At 60.8% G+C, this 19,368-nt stretch carries 15 protein-coding genes; 7 read left to right on the top strand and 8 right to left on the bottom strand.

The window, feature by feature from the left end; translation table 11 throughout:
• Positions 1-64: 64 nt before the first annotated feature.
• The 3 genes from PQU92_RS12580 to putA all read right to left on the bottom strand — a co-directional run bounded on the left by PQU92_RS12580 (position 65) and on the right by putA (position 4,059).
• Positions 65-274: a hypothetical protein gene (locus tag PQU92_RS12580; protein ID WP_272748572.1), complete on the bottom strand. Its 210-nt coding sequence runs from the start codon at positions 272-274 to the stop codon at positions 65-67.
• Between the two features lie 117 nt (positions 275-391).
• Positions 392-880 carry an Lrp/AsnC family transcriptional regulator gene (locus PQU92_RS12575; RefSeq protein WP_272748571.1) on the bottom strand — a complete coding sequence of 163 codons (489 nt, stop codon included), beginning with the start codon at positions 878-880 and terminating at the stop codon, positions 392-394.
• A 107-nt stretch (positions 881-987) separates the two neighbouring features.
• The gene (gene putA, locus PQU92_RS12570) at positions 988-4,059 is read right to left on the bottom strand and encodes a bifunctional proline dehydrogenase/L-glutamate gamma-semialdehyde dehydrogenase PutA (protein ID WP_272748570.1); all 3,072 of its coding nucleotides are present in this window, start codon (positions 4,057-4,059) and stop codon (positions 988-990) included.
• A gap of 116 nt (positions 4,060-4,175) precedes the next feature.
• On the opposite strand from putA, the gene PQU92_RS12565 reads away from it, so the two are divergent.
• Positions 4,176-4,631, top strand: a complete 456-nt coding sequence (locus tag PQU92_RS12565; protein WP_272748569.1) for an Lrp/AsnC ligand binding domain-containing protein — start codon at positions 4,176-4,178, stop codon at positions 4,629-4,631.
• 87 nt (positions 4,632-4,718) lie between these two features.
• Here PQU92_RS12565 and PQU92_RS12560 read toward each other — a convergent pair whose 3' ends face one another.
• Positions 4,719-6,830 carry an alpha-glucuronidase family glycosyl hydrolase gene (locus PQU92_RS12560; RefSeq protein ID WP_272748568.1) on the bottom strand — a complete coding sequence of 704 codons (2,112 nt, stop codon included), beginning with the start codon at positions 6,828-6,830 and terminating at the stop codon, positions 4,719-4,721.
• Between the two features lie 144 nt (positions 6,831-6,974).
• Entirely contained in the window at positions 6,975-7,238 is a 264-nt protein-coding gene (locus tag PQU92_RS12555; RefSeq protein WP_272748567.1) for a GlsB/YeaQ/YmgE family stress response membrane protein, read from the bottom strand.
• Positions 7,239-7,420: 182 nt separating this feature from the next.
• Between PQU92_RS12555 and PQU92_RS12550 the strand changes: the two genes are divergently transcribed.
• The 3 genes from PQU92_RS12550 to PQU92_RS12540 are packed head-to-tail and all read left to right on the top strand — an operon-like array spanning position 7,421 to position 12,104.
• Positions 7,421-11,545 (top strand): ATP-binding protein, encoded by a 4,125-nt coding sequence (locus PQU92_RS12550; protein ID WP_272748566.1) that lies wholly within the window; start codon positions 7,421-7,423, stop codon positions 11,543-11,545.
• Between the two features lie 41 nt (positions 11,546-11,586).
• A complete protein-coding gene (locus PQU92_RS12545; protein ID WP_272748565.1) occupies positions 11,587-11,799 on the top strand; it encodes a hypothetical protein in 213 nt (70 codons plus the stop codon).
• The gene (locus PQU92_RS12540) at positions 11,796-12,104 is read left to right on the top strand and encodes a GNAT family N-acetyltransferase (protein WP_368407110.1); all 309 of its coding nucleotides are present in this window, start codon (positions 11,796-11,798) and stop codon (positions 12,102-12,104) included. The genes PQU92_RS12545 and PQU92_RS12540 overlap by 4 nt, the downstream gene beginning before the upstream one ends.
• A 63-nt stretch (positions 12,105-12,167) precedes the next feature.
• Here PQU92_RS12540 and PQU92_RS12535 read toward each other — a convergent pair whose 3' ends face one another.
• Both PQU92_RS12535 and PQU92_RS12530 read right to left on the bottom strand, forming a co-directional pair.
• Positions 12,168-15,299: a TonB-dependent receptor gene (locus PQU92_RS12535; RefSeq protein ID WP_272748564.1), complete on the bottom strand. Its 3,132-nt coding sequence runs from the start codon at positions 15,297-15,299 to the stop codon at positions 12,168-12,170.
• Between the two features lie 760 nt (positions 15,300-16,059).
• On the bottom strand, positions 16,060-16,485 hold the full coding sequence (locus PQU92_RS12530) for a response regulator (RefSeq protein WP_272748563.1): 426 nt from the start codon (positions 16,483-16,485) through the stop codon (positions 16,060-16,062).
• A 293-nt stretch (positions 16,486-16,778) separates the two neighbouring features.
• Here PQU92_RS12530 and PQU92_RS12525 point away from each other — a divergent pair, with 293 nt between their 5' ends.
• From PQU92_RS12525 to PQU92_RS12515, 3 genes are all read left to right on the top strand, one after another.
• Positions 16,779-17,114, top strand: coding sequence for a nuclear transport factor 2 family protein (locus tag PQU92_RS12525; protein ID WP_272748562.1), 336 nt, complete (start codon positions 16,779-16,781; stop codon positions 17,112-17,114).
• A 207-nt stretch (positions 17,115-17,321) separates the two neighbouring features.
• A complete protein-coding gene (locus tag PQU92_RS12520) occupies positions 17,322-18,485 on the top strand; it encodes a sensor histidine kinase (protein ID WP_272748561.1) in 1,164 nt (387 codons plus the stop codon).
• Between the two features lie 20 nt (positions 18,486-18,505).
• A complete protein-coding gene (locus tag PQU92_RS12515) occupies positions 18,506-18,928 on the top strand; it encodes a response regulator (RefSeq protein WP_272748560.1) in 423 nt (140 codons plus the stop codon).
• Between the two features lie 158 nt (positions 18,929-19,086).
• Here PQU92_RS12515 and PQU92_RS12510 read toward each other — a convergent pair.
• On the bottom strand, positions 19,087-19,368 hold a 282-nt coding region (locus PQU92_RS12510), incomplete at its 5' end, for a hypothetical protein (RefSeq protein ID WP_272748559.1).

Genomic DNA, 19,368 nt, shown 5'->3' with positions numbered 1-19,368 from the left:
CGAACTGTGGCTGAGACGCGTACCCTACGGTACGGGGATTACTATCCTCCTAAAGACGCCAAAATTAACCGGTGATCAAGCCGTTTTCGCGCGCCCAGTCGGCATCGAGCACCATCTGAATCGCCGGAGCTTTGAAAAGCTTCGGCAAAGGCCGTCCGTCCTCACGATAAAGTTCCCCGGCAACCGAAAATATGCCCTTCAGCATCTCGATGGCCTGAAGCGCCAGGGGCTGCCCCGCCACGATGACCCACGCTCCGTCGTATAGTTTTCCCATGACCGTCTCCACAATTGTTCCTATATTGTTCTCGCGCTGGGGATAAGTCAAGCGGCCAGTGTTCTTATTTTGATCTTTTCGCGTGCGTGGCGGCTTATCGGCTATCCGATAGCTACCTCAAAGCGCCATGACGCCGCGCAAGGGCAGGGCGGTGGTCGATTTCAGTTCGGTGAGGGTTACGCTCGACTGAATGTCTGTGACGCCGGGTAGTTTCAATAAGGTATTGAAGATAAAGCCTTCGTACCATTCCATCGATGGCGCCAGCACCTTGAGCATAATGTCTTTTTCCCCGAATAGGGCATGGCATTCCAGGATTTCCGGCGTGGCGTTGATCTTGCGCAGGAATTCGGCGCGTTTGTCGTCGGGCGTGGGCGACATCTTGAGATAGGCGAAGATCAGGACCGACGGCCCCAGCCTGTGGCGGTCGAGCAGGGCGACCTCGGCCTTGATGATCCCGTCCTCGCGCAGACGCTGCAACCGCCGCCAGCACGGCGATTGCGACAGGCCGACGCGATCGGCCAGTTCGGTGGTGGATAAGGACGCGTCCTTCTGGAGCTGCGCCAGAATCTTGATGTCGATGCTGGAAAGAGGTTCCGCCAGACTCATTTTACCCTCATGTTTTGGCGCGCACCTTTATCCAAAAACCGCTTCACACTTTTTGGGGTGCGCTTGGCAGACGGTAAAACAAGTTTCAAATTAAACCAAATAAATTCCTACACGTCGGTTTCGGCCAGCGACAGCAGGCTGGCATTGCCACCTGCCGAGGTCGTGTCGACCGACACCGTGCGTTCATTGGCAAAGCGCAGCAGATAGTGCGGGCCGCCCGCCTTGGGGCCCGTGCCGGACAGGCCTTCGCCGCCAAAGGGTTGCGAGCCGACGACCGCGCCGATCATCGAGCGGTTGACATAGAGATTGCCAACTTTCGCCAGAGCCTTGACGCGGTCGGCGGTCTCCGCGACGCGTGAATGCAGCCCCATGGTCAGGCCGTAGCCGCGCGCATTGATACGGGCGACCACGTCCTCAAGCTCACCGGCTTTCCACGTCACGACGTGCAGGATCGGGCCGAACCATTCCTGCGTCAGGTCTTCGATACCCGACAGACGGATGGCGGTCGGCGGCACGAACAGACCGGTTTGCGGTGCCTCGACCGTGTGCAGCCACTGGGCTTTCATGGATTCGCGATAAGTCATGAGCTTATCGCGCGAGGCTTCGTCGATGACCGGACCGACATCGGTGCGCACATCGGCGGTGTCGCCCAGCGTCAGGGCGTCCATCGCGCCTTTCAGCATGTGCAGGATCGTGTCGGCGACGTCTTCCTGCACGATCAGCAAGCGCAGGGCCGAGCAGCGCTGACCGGCTGAACGGAAGGCCGAGGTCACCACGTCATTGACGACTTGCTCCGGTAGGGCGGTGGAATCGACGATCATAGCGTTCAGCCCGCCGGTTTCAGCGATCAGCGGTACGATGGGGCGCGAGTCGTCCTCCAGCAGGGTGCGGGCGATGGCGCGGGCCGTGCCGGTCGAGCCGGTAAAGGCGACGCCCTTGACCTCAGACGCGGCGGTGATGGCGGCGCCGACCTCCGGCCCGCCGGGCAGGAAGTGCAGGACATCGGCCGGAATCCCGGCTGCGTGCGCCAGTTGCACGGCGCGCCACGCGATCAGCGGCGTTTGCGGCGCGGGCTTGGCCAGCACGGCGTTACCGGCAACCAGAGCGGCGGTCACCTGACCGAGGAAGATGGCCAGCGGGAAGTTCCATGGCGAGATACAGGCGAACACACCGCGCCCGCTCAGACGCAGTTCGTTATATTCGCCGGTCGGTCCGGGCAGGGCGACGGGCTGGAACTGCTGACGGGCATTGATGGCGTAATAGCGGCAAAAATCGACCGCTTCGCGGATTTCGGCGACGGCGTCAGCCAGAGTCTTACCGGCTTCGTGGACGCACAGGCCGATCAGTTCGAGGCGATTGTCTTCCAACGCGTCGGCCAGTTTTTCCAGCGCTGCAGCGCGGATTTCGACCGGCGTATCGGCCCAGCCTGTGGCGGCGTTCGACGCGGCGACGATAGCACGTTTGACGTCGTCGGCAGAGGCCTCGACGACCGAACCGACGCTCTCGGACCGGTTGGCCGGACGGGTGACGGACTTCGGCGTGCCGGTGACCGGTTGGCCGGACACCAGCGCCGTCGCCTGATAGGTTTGACGGCCCACCTCTTCGACGGCGGCCAGTGTTGCGTTCAGCGTGGCGGCATCGTTAAGGTCGAGGCCTTTGGAATTGGCGCGGCCCGGAAAGATATCGGCCGGGAGCGGAATAGCCGGGTGCGGGCGACCACCGACGGCGGCGATGTGCGAGGCGGGGTCTGACAACAGCATGTCCTCATTGACGGTGGGGTCGGCCAGTTGGTGGACGAAAGACGAATTGGCGCCGTTTTCCAGCAGGCGACGCACCAGATAGGCCAGCAGTTCCTTATGCCCGCCGACGGGCGCATAGGTGCGGCAGTGATAGCCAAGGTCCTGCACCAGACGCTCGTGCAGGCCTTCGCCCATGCCGTGCAGGCGCTGGAACTCGAAGTCGCGGCGCGGCCCGGCCCAGTCCATGATCGTGGCCACCGTGACGGCGTTGTGACCGGCAAAGGCCGGCCAGATATGCGAAGCCGCCAGCATGTCGTGCGCGCAGGCCAGATACGACACGTCGGTCGCCGGTTTGCGCGTGAACAGCGGGTAGTCGCTGTGACCCTCGACCTGCGACTTCTTGATCTCGGAATCCCAGTAGGCCCCCTTGACGAGGCGGACCTTGAGTTGGTGGCCGGTCTCTTTGCCGATGGCCTGCGCCCAGCCGATCAGCGGACGGGCGCGCTTCCCATAAGCCTGCGCCGCCATGCCGAGGCCGTCCCAGTCCTTGAGCGCCGGATCGCGCAGCACGCCTTCGATGATATCGAGCGACATCATCAGGCGCTCGGTCTCTTCGGCGTCGATGGTCAGGTCCATATTGGCCGCCGCCGCCTGATGCGCCAGATGTTTGATCATGGCGGTCAGTTCGGGCACGCAGGTGTCGGCGTGGCTCACCTCGTAGCGGGGATGCAGGGCCGACAGCTTGACCGAAATCGAATGGCCAGCCCCTTTCGGCGAGCGTCCGACGGCGGCAATGGCGGCCTCATAGGAGGCGAAATACTTCTCGGCGTCAGCAAACGTCTTCGCCGACTCGCCCAGCATGTCGAACGAGGCGGTGAAGCCCTTGTTTTCCGGTTTGGCGGCGACGGTGAGCGCCTCCTCGATGGTGCGGCCCATGACAAAGACCTCGCCCATCAGACGCATGGCGACGGCGACGCCCTGACGGATAACGGGCTCGCCCATCCGCGCGACCAGCTTTTTCAGCGTCCCGCCCTGTTCCGGATCGGCGACCAGCGCGCGCGTCAGGATCAGGCCGAAGGTCGCCGTATTGACCAGTTTCGAGCCTGATTTCGACTTGTGCGACAACCAGTCGGCGTCGCTGATCTTGTCGCGGATGAGCAGGTCGGCGGTTTCGGGGTCCGGCACGCGCAAGTACGCCTCGGCCAGAGACAGGAGCGCGATGCCTTCCTGCGTATTGAGGCGATATTCCTGCAGGAAGCGGTTGACCCAGCCGGTCGATTGCGCCGCCTTGAGGTCTTTCAGGATCAGCCGGGCCTCGGCGCGCACGCGTTCGCGCGCCGCCAGATCGAGCGTGGCGGTGGGTAGCAGACCCGCCAGCACCTCGTCCTCCGGCGCACGATAAAGGGCAGACATGGTGGCGCGGGCGTCGGCGGGGCTCATATGGTGTCTCCTGAAACTTATCTCAGTATGCCCGGTATTTTGAAAATGTCCTTGGTAATTTGAGTATATTGAGCGAAGGATATTCGGATTATAGGGAGTTTTGACGATAAATTATCATGCTTGACGATATCGACCGTAAGCTGCTGCGTCTCCTGCAAAAGGACGGGCGGATGACCAATCAGGCCCTGGCCGAGGCGGTCAGCGTCTCGCCTGCGGCCTGTTTCGACCGCGTGAAGCGGCTCAAGGCCAATGGCTATATTCTGGGGACCATGGCTGTGCTCGATCCGGTCAAGCTCGACCGGGCGCTGCTGATCTTCGTCGAGGTCGTGCTGGACCGGACGACCGAAGACGTGTTCGAAGCCTTCGGGCGGGCGGTGACGCGGCAACCGGAAATCCTCGAATGTCATATGGTGGCGGGCGGGTTCGATTACCTGATCAAGGCGCGGGTCAGGGACATGGCTGCCTACCGGCAATTTCTTGGTGACGCTCTGGTATCGCTTCCGGGTGTGCGCGAAACGCGGACCTATGCGGTGCTGGAAGAGGTCAAGAGCACGCTGGCGCTGCCTGTTTAAGAGCGCATGCCAAAAAGTGCGCAGCGGTTTTTGGAATCAAATGCGCGACCAGAAAAGATTTAGAGCCCGTCCCGAACGGGATGAGCTCTAAATCCCGGGTGCGAACGGAAATTTCAGCGACTTATAATAGTCGAGGCTGTGGTCCGGCGGTGCGACGCCCGCAGGCAAGGCACGTCCCGATTTCGACTGGAAATAGGCGATCGAGGCGTCGCGCCACCCTTTCGCCTCGCGCGCCTGAATGCGCAGATTGGCGGAAACGGCCTCGAAGCGTTCGGCATCGATATAGGGCTGCATCTTGGCCCAGATGTCTTGTAACGCGGCGGCATCCCTGGCACCCCTGTCGTAGGTCAGGACCAGTTCGTCCCATAGCGGACGACCGGAGCGCGTTTTATAGTCCCACGACAGATGGTGGAACCACAACAGGTAACGCTCATCCATACTTTGCGGATTGGCCCACGCGGCCTGTGCCAGAGGATCATACTGCGACAGTGCCCCCGAGCCTTTGGCGGTGCGGTCGAAGCCAATGCCGTCCTTGTCGGCTTTGTGATAATAGACCGGGTTCCAGTCGGGCCGCGACAGGTTGTCGACCCATGGCCCCGGCCCGTAATGGTGTCCCGTCGCCATCAGATGATGCAGGCCCAGCGGCGTCATATAGTCGGCCACTGTCTCGCGCGACCGCATCATCATATCGACGACGGGTCGCACGAAGCGCGCGTCGGTGGTGAAGGTCATCCGCGCCCACTCGGTGGCGATATCACGGGCCGAAGCGTGCGGATTCCACGCCAGCCGCCCGAAGGCGTACCAGTTGGCCTGATCGAAGTTCGACCCCGACCAGTTGCGATCCGTGCCGATATTGGCCACGCCCGCCATGCCGCTGATCACCTGCGCGACGGTGCGACCCTTTTGTCCGCGCTCGAAGGTGTCGGCGCTCAAGGTTTCCTCGTAATACTGCCCCAGATAGGCAAGGTGGGTGGCGAAGCCCAGATACTCCTTGGTGATCTGGAACTCCATCATCAGCGGCGTTTTCGGCATGGCGCCGAACAGGGGATGGAACGGTTCGCGCGGCTGAAAATCGATGGCCCCGTTCTTGACCTGCACCAGCACATTGGGCGCGAAGGTGCCGTCGAGGGGCGTGAATTCATTATAGGCCTGCTTGTGACGGTCTTCGGCGACCTCGCCCTTATAGACGAAGGCGCGCCACATGACCGTGCCGCGATCGCCCAGCGCGGCGGCCAGCATATTGGCACCGTCGGCGTGGGTGCGGTGGTAATCCTGAGGCCCCGGTTGGCCTTCGGAATTGGCCTTGACCAGAAAGCCGCCGAAGTCGGGGATCTGCGCATAGATTTCGTCGGCCTTGGCCTTCCACCAGGCGCGCACGGCGGGATCGAGGGGATCGGCAGTTTTCAGCCCGCCCAGCTCAATAGGGGCGGAAAAACGCACCGACAGATAGACGCGGATGCCGTAGGGCCGGAAGGTGTCGGCCAGCGCTGCCGCCTTGACGATATAGGGCGAGGTGAGCGACTCGGCACGGGCATTGACGTTGTTGAGCACGGTGCCGTTGATGCCGATGGACGCATTGGCGCGCGCATAGTCGACATAGCGCGGACTTTTGAGGTCCGGCAACCGCCACCAGTCCCACAGGGACGAGCCAGCATAGCCGCGCTCGACCGTGCCATCAAGATTGTCCCAGTGATTAAGCAGACGCAGCTTGAGGCGCGGGGCATCGGTCGTGTCCCTGACCGGTTGGCCCGTCTGGACCTGACGCAGATAGGCGAAAGCGCCATACAGAAGACCGATATCGCGGTTGGCGCTGATCCGGGTGACCAGAACATGATTTTCGACCGCCCCTGTCTCGATGTGGTAGCCTTCTGCCCCCAGCGTAGGGTCAGGTTGGGCGTTGCGCGACAGGACGATCTGCTTTTTGCGCGCCTCCGCCGGGTCTTCGTTCATGGCGATACCGCGCTTCACGGGACTATCGATAGACACCGTCCGTCCGGTCATGGCTGAAAGGCCGCGTTGAAGCTCGCTGGCCGCCGCCCGACCGGTCGGAGACTCGTCATAGAGAACGACGCGTTGCGGCAGGTCGACGGCACTTTGCACCGGGCGATAACGTAGCCACAGCTCATAACCGTCTTCGGCATGGGCTTGCCCCGCCGTCATAAGCATCAGCAGACAAAGCCAGATCGCGCGCACAACCATAATTTCCGTCCCGGTTTTATTTTTGGCTACAAAACGGGAAAGAAGGTCCGATGGCAATAGGTTGTATGATGACTTAATAAAAAAGCCCACTCCAGACGGGAGCGGGCTTTTTTCAGTTGGCAGTGCGTGTTTTACGGGCGCGCCTTACGAATGACGGCGACCGCGGAACATGCGCCCGGCACCGATCAGCAAGCAGGCGCCGATCACACCGGCAATCAGGTAGCCGATCCAGCCGCCGAACGACACGCCGATGATCGAGAACAGGAAAGAGGCCACGGCCGCACCGATAATGCCGAGGATGATGTTCATGAACAGCCCCTGTTCCGACTTCATCAGTTGTTCGGCGATCCACCCGGCGAAAGCACCGACGATGAGGGCGGCCAGCCAGCCGATTTGATTGTCCTGCATAATGAAACTCCTTACCTGTAACATAAAACCGGAGTTCAGGATGCCGGGCCGGGCATAAGGTTAAAATGGGCTGAATCTCAATGTTGATAAGAAAGGCGCAAAAGCGCCAAAAGCCCATCGCTTCTTTATGAGATTCTGATGAGTGTGGGCGGGCAGGTATTTTTCACAACGGGCCCTTATAAATGGACCATACGACCCTTTCCGTTGATTTTCTGCGCGGCAAGGGAGAACTGGCGTCGCTGATGCGCGCCTTCGACTGGTCGCGGACCGCCATCGGTCCGGCGCATCGCTGGCCGCAGAGTCTTAAGACGGCGGTCGGCATCATGCTGACCTCGCGTCAGCCGATCTGGATCGGCTGGGGGCCGGAGCTGATCTATCTCTATAATGATGCCTATAAGTCGATCATCGGCGGCAAGCACCCCGAGGCTCTGGGTAAGCCGACGCGCGAAGTATGGCCTGAAATCTGGGACTATATGACGCCGCTGCTGGCCGAAGCCCTGACCGGGGGTGAGGGCACCTATGTCGAATCGCAGCTTCTGATCATGGAGCGCAACGGCTATCCGGAAGAAACCCATTATACGTTTTCCTATAGCCCGATCCCCGACGATACGGGCGGCGTCGGCGGCATGATCTGCGCCAATACGGACGACACCCAACGCGTGATCGGCGAGCGGCAACTGGCCTTCCTCAGCGCCCTGTCGGCGAGAACCGGTACGGCACGCAGCCTCGGTGAGGTCTATCACGGCGTGACGGTGGCCGTGGCCGAAAATGGCCGCGACCTGCCCTTCGCCCTGTTCTACGTAGCCGGGCCGGAGGGTTTCACCCTTGCGGCACACAGCGGGATGGCCCCGGATCACCCGTCGCTTGCGCCTGACACATGGCCGCTCGACAAAGCGCTGGCCGATCAGACCGGGCAGGTGGTCGACCTCTCGGCCTTTGCCGCAATGCCGACGGGCGACTGGTCGCGCGCGCCGTCACAGGCCGCGGTCCTGCCGATCGCCGGAAGCGGGGAGGCTTCGGGCGGTGTGTGGGTCGTCGGGCTCAATCCGTTTCGTCTCTACGATGAGGGCTATCGCAACTGCCTGCATCTGGCCGCCGGGCAGATCGCCGCCGCCCTGACCCATGTCCATACGCTGGAGGCCGAGCGCAAACGCGCTGAGGCCCTGGCTGAACTCGATCGTGCCAAGACGGCCTTCTTCTCGAATATCAGCCATGAATTCCGCACGCCCCTGACCCTGCTGCTGGGGCCGGTCGAGGACGCGCTGGCCGACGCGGCCACCATCCCCGCCAATCGGGTCCGCATGGAGGTGGCGCACCGTAACGCCCTGCGCCTGCTGAAACTGGTCAATAGCCTGCTCGATTTCGCCCGCATCGAGGCCGGGCGGGTCACGGCGGCATACGTGCCCACCGATCTGGCGGCTTTCACCGCCGAACTGGCCTCGGGCTTCCGCTCGATGATGGACAAGGCAGGCCTCGATTACGTCGTAGATTGTCCGCCGCTGGGCGACACCGCCTTCGTCGACCGTGACATGTGGGAAAAGATCGTCCTCAACCTGCTGTCCAACGCTTTCAAATATACGCTGGAAGGCCGGGTCGGGGTGTTGCTGCATCAGGACGGCGATCACGCGGTGCTTCGGGTCAGCGACACGGGCGTCGGTATGGCCGACAGCGACTTGCCGCATGTCTTCGAACGTTTTCATCGTATCGAGGGCGCGGCGGGGCGGACCCACGAAGGCAGTGGAATCGGGCTGGCGTTGGTGCAGGAACTGGTGAGGCTGCACGGCGGGGACGTCGCGGTCGAGAGCGTTTCAGGCAAGGGCAGCACCTTTACGGTGCGATTGCCGCTGGGCCGTGGACACCTGTCCGATGCGCAGATCGGTACGACGCCGGAAGCACGCGACCATGATGCGCGACGCGAAACCTTTATGGACGACGCGATTTCTGCGATCAGGCCCCATGCGCCGCCTGAGTCCTTGGTTCCTGAGTCGATGGTTTCTGAGTCCATGGTTCCTGAGCCCATGGTTCCGGGGACCCGCATCGTGCTGGCCGACGACAATGCGGACATGCGCGGTTATGTCGAACGCCTGCTGTCGGCGCATCACGCCGTGGAGGCCGTGGCCGATGGCGAAGCGGCGTGGGCCGCGATCCGGCGCGACCCGCCGGCTCTGGTCCTCACCGATGTGATGATGCCGCGTCTGGACGGGTTCGGCCTGCTGGCGCGGCTGCGCGCGGATGAGGCGACGCAGCACATTCCCGTGGTCATGCTGTCCGCCCGGGCGGGCGAGGAGGCGCGCGTCGAAGGGCTCGACGCCGGGGTCGACGACTATCTGATCAAGCCGTTCAGCGCCCGTGAACTGCTGGCGCGGGTCAATTCCCAGCTCAAGATGGTCGCCTTGCGTCAGGAAGGCGAACGCCGGGTGACGCGGGTGCTGGAAAGTCTGGAAGACGGCGTGGTCGTACTGCAGGGCGACTGGCGCGTCACCTATCTCAATCAGGCGGCGCGGACGACCTTCGCCCAGGAAGGGCTCGATCCGGACGGAGTCGAGGGGCGCAGCTACTGGGACGCCTTCGGCGACGTGCGCGGCACCGTGATCGGCGACCACCTCGAAGCCACCATGTACCGGCGCACGACCGAGGTGTTCGAGGCCTTCTATCCGCGCTGGTCGCGCTGGTTCAATGTGCGCGTCTTCCCCGTCGAGGACGGGGGCCTGACCATCTATTTTCAGGAAATCACGGCGGAGAAGACCGCCCATGCCGCCCTGCGCGATTCGGAAGAACGCTGGCGGGGCCTGACCGAAACCATGCCGCAGCTGGTGTGGATGACGGCGGCGGACGGGCCGTGCATCTTCCTGAACGCCCAGTGGACCACCTATACCGGTCAGCCGCTGGACGACCTGCGGGGCTATCGCTGGCTCGACTGCCTGCACCCGGACGACCGGTCGGGTACGCAAACCGCCTGGACCCGGGCGGTGGCGGGCGCACACCAGTTCGATACCGAGTTCCGCATACGCCGCGCCGACGGCGTCTATCGCTGGTTCAAGACCCGCGGCGTGCCGGTGCGTGACGAAGCGGGTGCGGTCGGACGCTGGTACGGCACCTGCACCGATATTCAGGACACCGTCGAGGCGCGCGAAAAGGCCGAGGCCGCCAATATCGCCAAGTCGGAATTTCTGGCCAATATGAGCCACGAGATTCGCACGCCGCTCAATGCCATTGTCGGCCTGACCTCGATCATGCTGCAGTATCGCACCGACCCGGATCGGCAGGGCAAATATCTGCTGACCATGAAGGATTCCGCCGAAGCCCTGATGGAGCTGATCAACGACGTCCTCGACTTCGCCAAGATCGAGGCCGATCGGCTGGAGCTTTACTATGGCGACTGCCACCTGCATCAGGTGCTGGCCGAATGTCTCAGCGTCATCTCGGTCAAGGCGCAGGAAAAGGGGCTGGAGGTCACGCTGACCGACGACTTCGAGCCCGGCACGGTGTTTCATGCGGACGGCCTGCGCGTGCGTCAGATCGTCACCAACCTGCTGTCGAATGCGGTGAAGTTCACCGCCGAAGGTGCCATTTCGCTCCATCTCGGGGGTGTGCCCCAGGGGGACGGGACGACGCGTGTCCGGATTGCGGTGCGCGACACCGGCATAGGCATAGCGCCGGACAAGATCGAGCACATCTTCGACAAGTTCACTCAGGAGGATTCCTCTATCACCCGCAAGTTCGGCGGCACCGGGCTGGGTCTGGCCATTTCACGGCGACTGGCCGAGGCCATGGGCGGCCGCATTCAGGTGGAGAGCGTGGCGGGCGAAGGCGCCCTGTTCACGCTTGAACTGCCGATGCGCCGCGTTCAGGCCCCGACAACCGCCGGTGCGCCGTGTCCGCCCGATGGCGAAGCCTGTCCGCAGAAGGCGCGCATCCTGCTGGTCGAGGACTATCCGCCCAATATTCTGGTCGCGACGACCCTGTTGCGCAGTCTGGGCTATACGGTCGAGGTGGCCGAAAACGGCGAAGCGGCGGTGGTGGCGTGGGAAGAAGGTCATTTCGACCTCATCCTTATGGATATCCAGATGCCCGACATCGATGGCTTCGAAGCCACGTACCGTATTCGTCGCCGGGAAAAGGCCCTGGGGCGCGACCGGTGCCCGATTATCGTTATGACGGCCCACGCCCTGAACGGATATCGGGAAAAATGCCTGGCGGCGGATATGGACGACTATGTCGCCAAGCCGTTCAGCCTTGAGGATCTGAGCCTCAAGCTGTCGGATATCCTGTCCGCCCGCACAGGTGGTGGGCCGGACGCATCATAAACCGGCCTTGCCAGTCCGTGCCCGGCGCATATGATGCGGTCATGTCTCCATCGTTCGCCATTCGCCCGCTCGGCCTTGCCGACCTCGACGCCTTGAGCCACCTGATCGTCGAGGTCGTGGCTCATGGCGGCTCGATCAGCTTCATGCACCCCCTGCCTTTGGCGCAGGCCGAAGAGCCTACTGGCGTGGGTCGCTGTCGGCGGCGGAACGCGGTGAGCGGGTGGTCTTCGGCGCCTTCGATGACGGCCGCTTGATCTCGACGGTTACGCTGGCTCTGGCGCAGGAGCCCAATCAGCCGCACCGCGCCGATATTGCCAAGATGATGACGCACCCCGCTTATCGTGGACGCGGGGCGGCCACCGCTGTTTTGCGCGCTGCGGAAGCCGAGGCGCTCAGGGCGAACCGCTGGCTGCTGGTGCTCGATACCGCCGAGGACGAAGGGGCGGCGGGGATGTACGAGAAGCTGGGTTATCAACTGACCGGCCTGATTCCCGATTTCGCGCTGAAACCGCATGGTGGCCTCACCGGGACGCTGATCTACTGGAAGCGCCTCGAATGAAAAAACGCCGCCAGCTTTGAGGCTGGCAGCGTAAGTTTCAGGGAGGAAAGGTTTAAGCGCGGCTTACCGCTTGATGGTGAAACCGGCGAAGAAGCGGCGACCGAAGTAGCCCAGCTCCGTCAGGCGCGTGCCCCCGGCGGTGGTCAGCTCTTCTTCCTTGGTCAGGTTCTTGCCTTCGACGAACAGCGACAGACCGTTGGCGTTCTTCGGCTTCCAGGTGATCTTGCCGTCCAGATAGCCGGTCGGGTCGCGATAGAGCGGCTGACCGTAGCTGTCGGCGGCGCTAACCAGCCACTTCGAGCGGTAGTTATAGGCCAGACGGGCATTGATCTGCCCCTTGTCGTACCACAGGGTCGCGTTGTAGCTGTCCGACGACAGACCGGGGAAGGGCAGGGGCGAATTGTCGATCTGGCTGTACAGGCCGACGTCCTTGGCTTCCTGATAGGTATAGTTGACGTCCGCGCCGAAGCCCGACAGCGCTTCCGGCAGGAAGGTGAAGGCGGTCTTGGCCGTCAGTTCGATACCCGAAATCTTGGCACCGTCGCCATTGATATAGGTCTGGACGTAGTATTCCGTACCGTCGCCGAAGTAGTCCATCTTGCCGACGCTGACGCGCGACGAGACGTAGAACTGCTTGATATCCTTATAGAAGAAACCGGCAGTCACCTGGGTATCGCGGTTCGGATACCATTCGAACGACAGGTCGTACTGGTCGGCGCGGTACGGCTTGAGCGCCGGGTTGCCGCCGACACAGCTATCGGCGTCGTCTTCAGCGGTGCCGTCATTTGTATAGTTGATGGTGCAGGTCACTGACGGCATCAGATAGTTGACCAGAGGCCGCGCCATCAGCTTGGCGAAACCGGCCCGCGCCGACAGCTCGTTCGGGATGAACCAGACACCGATATTGAAGCTCGGCAGATAAACCGTGTAATCCTTGGTCATCGAGGTCTGCGAGTTGCCGACGACATAGGTCGTGGCGACATTGGCCGCGTTGTAGCGGATTTCCTGACGCGTGATGGTGCCCGAAGCCGTAGTTTCGGTGTGGACGCGGCGCACGCCGAAGTTACCGCTGACGTCCCAACCGTTGAACGGGAAGGCGTAATTGGCCTTCAGGTACTGGGCCTCGGTTGTTTCCTCGACCTGATACGGGATCTGCGAATAGGCCTTGCCGTCATTGCCGGTGGTGTTTTCCAGATTGTCCAGATTGAAGTGCGAGGTATCCAGATACTGCGCGACCTTGTTGAAGTCCGGATAGAGCCAGTTGCTGGCGATCGAACCGCCGCCGAAGTAGAAGTCGGCGGGCAAGGCGGTCATGGCGCTGTTGAAGACGCTGTTCGAGAAGGTCTTCGACCAGGTTTCGGTCGAGGACCAGTAGCCGGTCTGATAGGCAGCCGCAGCCGCGGCGGCGGCGGTCTGATCGGCAGTCTGGGTCGCTGATACCGTAGCGGTCGAGTTGACGGCGTTGGTGTAGATGACCGTGTCGTCGGTCGCCGAGGTCAGGTCGCTGCCGGCATTGAGCAGGAAGCCGCCGTAGCCGTAACCGCCAGTTTCATACTTGGTGGCGCGGGCACCCCATTCCAGCTTGTTGAGGACCGGGAACTTCGTCTCGTAATCGAAGTCGAGCTTATACTGCTGTTCCTTCGACTTGGCGTTCGACGGACGGTACTGGATCTGCCACTGGCTGACCGCCGAGGCGTCGTTCGGGCTATAGCCGGTCGGGAAGGTGAAGGTCGGTGCGCCGCGCGAGTCGAGCGTCACGACAAGGCCCGGCACATTGTAGCTGACGCTGACATTGTTGGTCTGGGTCAGGACGTCCGATTCGGAGTTGGAGCCCTGGAACTCGACCTGAAGCGTGTCGCCCTTATAGTTGGCGCCGTAGCTGATATAGTCGCTCTTGGTTTGCTGCGAGAAGTCGCGGGCGCTGACGCTGAACGCGTTGGAACCGCCACGACCCGTCGTCGCCAGGCAGTTGCCGACGGTATATTGCACGACGTTGTGGCTGGCGTCGACAACGGTCGAACCGCTGGGGACGGTCGAACCGCAGGCGGCATTGGTGGCCGAGGTGACGTTGTACAGGCGGTTCACTGAAGTGAAGTCCGTGCCGTAGTTGATGTCGTTCAGGGTCTGGTCGCGCGTGTTACGGTTATAGCTGACGAAGGCGTCGAAACGGTCGCTGAACCTGTATTGCGCCGTGAATTCCGCCGACATCCGCTGATCGTTGCGGGTCCATACACCGTAGCGCGCCACGCGGGGGCTGTAGTCGTACCACTGCGACAGGCAGTTGTTGCGCTGGGTCCCGGCGGCATAGGCCGTATTACACCCGGCCTGGGTCGTGATGGCGTTATAGGCCGCGATATTGGCCGCCGTATCGGTCGACGAGAAATAGGCCGATGTCTTTTCTGCCGAATTGTCGAAGTCGGCCAGACGCACCCACGCCGTATTGCGCAGATAGTCACCGCGCGTATCGACATTGTCGAAGGTCACATTGGCCATAATGCCCAATTTGCCATCGAGCAGTTTGGTCGCACCGAAGAAGTTGGTGCGCGGCTTCCAGCCATCGACCGTGTCGAGGTTCTGCAGCGAGCCGGTGATCGAGAAGGTGGGTTTCCTGAAATCGAGGGGCTTGCGTGTCTTGACGCTGACCGTACCGCCGACGCCGCCTTCGGTCATGTCGGCGGTGAAGCCTTTGAACACGTCGATCGACTGCACCAGTTCGGACGCCAGTTCGCGGAAGTCGTTGGAACGGCCGCCGCCGCCATAAACGCTGATATTGCCAGCGGTCGACAGGGTGCTCATGCCGTTGATTTCGATACGGTTCAGGTCCGGCTCGACCCCGCGGATCGAGACGCCGGAGCCTTCGCCGAAATCGCGAGCCAGCTGCACGCCGGTCACACGGCCCAGCGCTTCGCCGACGTTTTTGTCGGGAAACTGTCCGATATCTTCGGCGACGATCGAATCCGACACCGTGCCGCTGCGCTTCTTGCGGTTGATGGCCGATTGCTGCGACGAACGCGTGCCGGTGACTACGACGGTCTGAATGTCGTCATTGGCCGATGCGGCGGCAGGGGTGGCGTCCTGCGCGAAGGCGGTGCTGGAAAAAGCGGTCGCGGCGATCAGTGCGATGGCGGAAAGCGCTGTGCCGCGCTTGAGGCGCACGGCAAAGGTCTTGTGGGCGGGGGGCGTGTCGGATGGCATATCCCGTTACTCCTGAGCGAACTTCGTGAAACGGCGCGCCCATCTGGAGGCTTTCCATCAGGAAAGGTCCCGGGGTTCTTGTGACGCCGGCTGAGGCCTGAGGCGGGAAGTCGGGCGCATGAAATGAAGACCGTCTGTGCTGCCCCCCGCGGAAGCATCAGATGTCATTCGTTTCACTTGCCACTCGAAAAGGCCCTGAGGGGCATCCCCGGTGTTTCGCACTCCCGTATTGCGTTCCCATTAGGGCGCAATCATCAATTATCAGCGTCATAAGCATTTATGATCACAAACGATCAGTCAAGTGATCTTGTGTAAATACCGATGTTATTGTCAAAAATTCTTCACTGTTCCGTCAGAATGGGCGGAAAAGACACAATATTTTTCATTGTGTCAGGATTTGATTGAGCATAATGGCGTAATTGCGGCTTTTTTTATAAAACTAATTCTTCATTTTTGTTTTCATAAAAACTATATTGTACGAATTATTGAATAATGTGCCGTAATTAAGAAATCACAATTAAAACATAATTTAATATGCAAATGCTATTTTGACAGATGTGTAAAAAAGTTTCTGAATATACTTTTTTGCCGATAAAAATTCTACCAATTGCGTCAAATTCGATCAACTTAGAGCGCGGGTGGAAACAACGCGCAACCTCTGATCGGAGTCGCATGCAGGGGTGTGGGCGTGGCGTTATGGATTGAAATCGTATGGCTCCTGCGCGTGGGCAGGGGCGCATTTGCTAAGGTAGCGACCGGGTTAGCCCCCGGCGGGCAGGCTGCGGAACAGCGATAGCATATCCTCCAGCACTTCGAAATTCACCGGCTTGACCAGATGCAGATCAAAGCCGGCCTCGGCGGTGCGCTGGCGCATCCGGGTATCGCCCCAGCCGGTCTGGGCAATGATCTTGACATTGGCTGTAGTCGGATCGGCGCGCAGGGCGGCGCAGACTTCGAGGCCGTCCATGCCGGGCATACCGATATCGAGCAGCACGATATCCGGATGAAACTCACGCGCCAGTTCCAGCGCCGTGCGCCCGTCATGACAGGCGCGTACCTCGTCTCCCCAGGATTCCACGGCCCACATGAGCGTCAGGGCCGAGGCTTCGTTGTCGTCCACGACCAGAACACGTAGTGTGCCGGGTTTGCGGCCGCTCTCACTCGGCCGTTCCTGGTAATCGATCATAGCTAAACTCTTGAAAACACAAATAAGACGGAGGCCCCACCACGGTGAAGGATTGCCCTTCACGGTGCGCGTCATTTGCCGGAGGGGGTGTAAAAAATCAGTATGAAGTCTCCGATGTAGCCGTTTACCGCCATTTGACCGCAGAGGGGTGGCTTTGAATATCGTCCTGACCTGTGACCGGGATAGAGTCGAATTGGGTTATAATTGAGGAGAAGGGCTATGGGCCGTAGCCGTCGGATCTATAAGCGCGGCGTCACCCGGATGCGCATATTGCTCTGGGAGATAAGATAGTGATGGCCGAGCCCGCCCTACATATCGTGCGGCGCTATCTGAGCCTGTACCGGTCGCGCGACCGTGAGGCCTGCACGCGCCTGCTGGGGGAAGCCTTTACCTTTACCAGCCCCAATGACGACCATATCGACCAGCGGGCTTATTTCGAACGGTGCTGGCCGCCGGGCGACACGGTGAAGCGATTCGAGGTCACCCATATGGTCGCCAGCGGCAACGAAGTCTTCGTGCGCTATCTGGCCAAATGGCCCGATCAGCCGGCCTTTCATAATGTCGAACGTTTTTGCGTCGAGGACGGGCGGATTGCCCTGATCGAGGTTTATTTCGGCGCCGCGGCCTGAGGGCGACCTGAGCAAGACATCCTAACTCAAATGTGACTTCTATGAAAAGTTGTATCGCGTCATATATGGGCGTAGTCTATATCTGTGGTACAGGGGTGTATTGATTCAGGAGGCAGGCATGGCGAAATCATACGTGTGCTTACCGGAAGTCCATTATAACCTTACCGTATCCGCGGTCGGGCCAGCCCACCGGGTGCGTCTCACCCCATGACCGTTCTGGCTCCGGCGGCTATGGGCCGCGGTTTGGCGAAGCCGGAAACGCACGGCGCGACCAAGCCCAACATTCTCATTGTTGACGACCGCTGGCAGAATCTGCTGGCGACCGAGGCCCTGCTCAAGCCGCTGGGTGCCGATATCACGACCGCCGAATCGGGAGAGGCGGCTCTAACGCTTGTGCTGGAGCGTGAATTCGCTATCGTTCTTCTCGACGTGCAGATGCCCGGCATGGACGGTTTCGAGACCGCGCGCCTGATGAAGACGCGACCGTCGATGCAAGGTGTGCCGATCATCTTCGTCACCGCGATATCCAAGGAAGATCACTTCGCCACCGAAGCCGCCGCGATCGGCGCGGTCGATTACATCTTCAAACCGATCAATCCGGACATCCTCAAATCGAAGGTGCAGGTCTATCTCGACCTCTATCTTCAGCGGCAGGAAATCCTCCAGCTCAATACGACCTTGCGTCAGTCCAACGAAGAGCTGGAACGTTTCGCCTATGTCTGTTCGCACGACATGAAAGAGCCCGTGCGGATGATGAACATCTATGCGGGCTTTCTGGCTGAAGATGCGGCGGATCAACTGGACGAGGACGGCCAGCGTTATCTGCAATATATCCGCGACAATGCCGTGCGCCTGAACAAGATGATCGGCGATATCCTGACCTTCTCCCGCGTCGGCCGCGAGGATATCCAGATCGAGGCCGTCGACTGCCAGCAGATTTTCGAAGAGGTCCGTGCCGAGTTTGCCGAGGCCATCGCCTTCCGCAAGGCGAAGGTGACGTCGGGCGGGCTGCCGATCATGCACACCTCGCCGACCCTGATCCGTGTGCTGTTGCAAAACCTCATCGGCAACGCCCTCAAATTCCAGGATGGACGCCGGACGCCGGAAATCCACGTGTCGGCACGTCATGAGGGGGGCTTCTGCCGGTTCGACGTGAAGGATAACGGTATAGGCATCGATCCACTTTATTCGGATCGCATCTTCACCATCTTCAAGCGGCTGCACAGCGAGGACGAATATCCAGGGACGGGTATCGGTCTGTCGACCTGCCGCAAGTTCGTGCGTCTCTATGGCGGCGATATCACCTTCACCTCGGTGCCGGGCGAGGGGAGTACCTTCAGTTTCACGTTACCAGACAAAAAGGCCGTATAGACACAATGATGGGAGGTCTGATGGCGCTGGAGATCCTGCTGGTCGAGGATAATGAGGGCGATGTCGAAATGACGCGCCGGGCCCTGAAGACGGCCGAGCCGCCATGCCGCGTGTCGGTCGCCAATAACGGCCAGCAGGCCCTGGAGTTCCTCAAGAAGGAAGGCCGCTTCGAAGGCGTGCCGACGCCGCAGCTTATCCTGCTCGACATCAATATGCCGCGCATGGACGGCAAGATGTTCCTGACCCAGGTCAAGGCCCTGCCCGAATTCAGGGCGATTCCGGTGGTCATGTTCACCTCGTCGGAATCCCCGACGGATATCCGGGAATGTTACGAACGCTTTGCCAGTTGCTATGTGGTCAAGCCCTTCGACGGGCAGAAATATGCCGAAGCCGTGCGTCAGATCGTGCGTTTCTGGGGGGGAACGGGCCAGTTGCCCGCCTGATCGACGGGGCACGTTTTAGCAAGTCGGGGGATAAATCAAAAATAAGTAAAATTAGCGCTTGCAGAGTCGCTGAAGGATTGTCTATAAGCCGCACCTCGACGGGGCGCACCCGCCGGCGGTTGTTGAAACCGAAGGCACACAAGGGTTTGCTCAGTCAGTCATCCTTTTAAAATGGCCTGAATAGGCTGGCTCTTAGTTGAGTTGGCTTGGGTTGATTTTTTGACTTTGAATTGGCTCTTTACGGAGCTGGGGATAAGAAAAAAGAAAAGGTTGACACGGTTTTGTGGCTCCTTTAAAAGCCGCCCTCCGCTTCGGCGGGTTTGGTCCTTGACATTGTAGATATGGAAAGAGAAACGCAGGCGGCGGTAGTCCAGCGGCTCAGTTGAGATACTGAGTATGATTTGGAATACACGACGTCGATGCGGTCTCTTAATAGACAA

This window comes from Asticcacaulis aquaticus (assembly GCF_028550415.1).
Taxonomy (GTDB): domain Bacteria; phylum Pseudomonadota; class Alphaproteobacteria; order Caulobacterales; family Caulobacteraceae; genus Asticcacaulis; species Asticcacaulis aquaticus.
This window is presented reverse-complemented; position numbering and strand designations above follow the sequence as displayed.